The organism is Streptomyces botrytidirepellens, assembly GCF_003721215.1.
GTDB classification, from domain to species: Bacteria; Actinomycetota; Actinomycetes; order Streptomycetales; family Streptomycetaceae; genus Streptomyces; species Streptomyces himastatinicus.
In genome coordinates, this window is the sequence record NZ_RIBZ01000533.1 from 1 (window position 1) to 2,545 (window position 2,545).

Annotated in this window: 1 protein-coding gene; it reads left to right on the forward strand. The window is 65.5% G+C overall.

What is annotated here, in order from left to right; genetic code table 11:
• The first annotated feature begins 673 nt into the window (after positions 1-673).
• The gene (gene ltrA, locus EEJ42_RS32430) at positions 674-2,434 is read left to right on the forward strand and encodes a group II intron reverse transcriptase/maturase (RefSeq protein WP_123105501.1); all 1,761 of its coding nucleotides are present in this window, start codon (positions 674-676) and stop codon (positions 2,432-2,434) included.
• Positions 2,435-2,545: the final 111 nt, after the last annotated feature.

The following is a 2,545-nucleotide window of genomic DNA, read 5'->3' on the forward strand; positions in this document are numbered from 1 at the left end:
GTGTGCGACACGAAGTCGCTCCAGGTAAGTAAGGACAGCCACGTGAAGGAGGTATCGATCGGCTGAACTTCGGGCCAGTGTCCAGGGCCCGTCCCCGCGCTCCCATGCGCCGCTGGTAACGGCGGGGTGTGAAGCGGAGCGTTCAAGCCCAAGGGCGTCCCGGCCATCGGGGTGCAACAGGTGAGGGGAAGGCTGGACGGGCGAACGCAAGTGAACCCTTGATGATGCCCCGTGACTATAGGACCGCGCGATGGCGTGTTGGCGGCGGTCACAGGACCCGGTGCTGTGAGGCACCAAGCGACCATCGGGTAACTGAGCCCGGAGGGAGGACACCGCTGGTCCCGGGGTAGAGGGGGCGCCCACCCCAGCCGCGTCTTACTGGTGCGGAACGTGGAAACCCCGACGGGGTCCAGGCCAACGGCTTGGTAGGTCGACCGCAAGGAAGGCTGAAGTCCCCGGCGGGAGAAGGAAGATCCAAGAAGCGAAGGCCGGCGGGCCGAAAGGCCAGAGGAAACCGGGAGACGGGACCTTCATCCGTCCCTCGCATAACTCGCCGGATACGGACCTGAGTTGGTTCGGCCCGAAAGGGCGCCCACGTGGATCAGGTGAGCCTTTGAAGTCACCACTGCAAGGACGCTCGAACCAAAGGACAAGTTAGACACCGGAGGCGAACATGGAGATCACGGCACCTGCTGTGACGTCCTCGCCTGCGGTGAACGGACCCGAGGACGTCTTACTCGACTGGCACGGCATCGACTGGGCCACCTGCGAGGAGAACGTACGGCGGCTGAGGCAGAGGATCTTCAAGGCAACGCAGGACGGGGACCTCAAGAAGGTCCGCAACTTGCAGAAGCTCATGCTGAGAAGCCGCAGCAACACGCTGATCAGCGTGAAGCGGGTGACACAGCAGAGCAGTGGTCGCGAGACCGCTGGCATCGACGGGGAACGGGCCCTCACGCCGAAGTCGAGAGGCACGTTGGCGGCCGAGATCCATCGGTCGTCGAAGCCCTGGAAGGCCAGGCCGGTCAAGCGAGTGTTCATCCCGAAGAGCAACGGGAAACAGCGGCCGCTCGGCATCCCGGTCATCCGTGACCGGGTCCTCCAGGCCCGCGTGAAGAACGCGCTGGAGCCCGAGTGGGAAGCGCGGTTCGAGCCGAGGTCCTACGGCTTCCGGCCCGGCCGCAGCTGCCAGGACGCGATATCCGCGATCTTCTGGACGGTGAAGGGCAAGAACCCGAAGCGTCTGTGGGTCTTGGACGCGGACCTGTCGGCGGCGTTCGACCGCATCGACCATGACCACCTCATGACCATGCTCGGCCAGTTCCCGGCCAGGGACCTGATCCGCGGCTGGCTGAAGGCGGGCGTGGTCGACCGCGGCCGGTTCGCACCGACCGAGGAGGGCACTCCTCAAGGCGGTGTGATCAGCCCGCTGTTGCTGAACGTTGCTCTGCATGGACTGGAGCAGGCCGCAGGGTGCCAATACACGGTTCGGGCTGGGCGCGAGCCCGGCGCGATGCCGGGCACTCCGGTGCTGGTGAGGTATGCCGACGACTTCGTCGTGCTCTGTCACGACGAGGAACAGGTGCACCAGGTCAGGGCCCGGCTGGAGGACTGGCTGGCGCCGAGGGGTCTTCGCTTCAACGAGGAGAAGACCCAGGTCGTCCACCTCGATAAGGGGTTCGACTTCCTCGGTTTCACCGTCCGCCGCACGGGCGGAAAGCTGATCATCAAGCCGAGCACAGCGGCTTGCGCGAGGCTCCGGGCGCGCTTACGGACCGAGGTGAAGACCCTGCACGGGTCCAATGCCGAGGCCGTGTTGCGCAGGCTGATCCCGATCGTTCGCGGTTGGGCCGCCTACTACCGGGCGGTGGCATCCACGACGACGTTCTCGTCGCTGGATCACTACATGTGGCGGCTGACCTTCAAATGGGCCAGGCGCCGTCACCGCAACAAGTCGAGTCACTGGGTCGCGGCCCGGTACTTCGGCAGATTCCACCCGTCCCGGCGAGACCGGTGGGTGTTTGGCGACCGCGACAGCGGCGCGTTCCTCATCAAATTCGCCTGGACCGGCATCGTCCGCCACCAGCTCGTCAAGGGCGGAGCGTCCCCGGACGACCCCGCGCTGACCGAGTACTGGCGGGACCGCCGCCGCAGGAAGGCGCCACCGCCGATGGACAAGACGAGTCTTCTCCTGGCGGTCCGGCAGCAGGGGCTCTGTCCTCTCTGCAAGCAGGCGCTGATCGTCGGAGCCGAGTACGAACCGGACAGTCCACGCGAGTGGATCAACTGGTTCGCGGCCTCGAAGAAGATGCTCCACAAGCATCACTTCACCTACCGACGAGACGGCGGAACGGACGAGCGGAACAACCTTCGCCTCGTGCACTCCGAATGCCATCGACAGCACCACGCTGGCGACAGCAAAAGGACCACGTAACCCTGCTGACCTGCGAAGCCCTCGTGGCTTGCTTGAGCCGGATGCGGGGAAAGCTCGCACGTCCGGTTCTGAGGGGGCCGGGGATCAGCAATGGTCTCCGGCTACCCGACC

Excerpts from the sequence above, each read along its gene's own strand:
- ltrA (WP_123105501.1), top strand. The coding sequence starts at position 674 with ATGGAGATCACGGCACCTGCTGTGACGTCCTCGCCTGCGGTGAACGGA.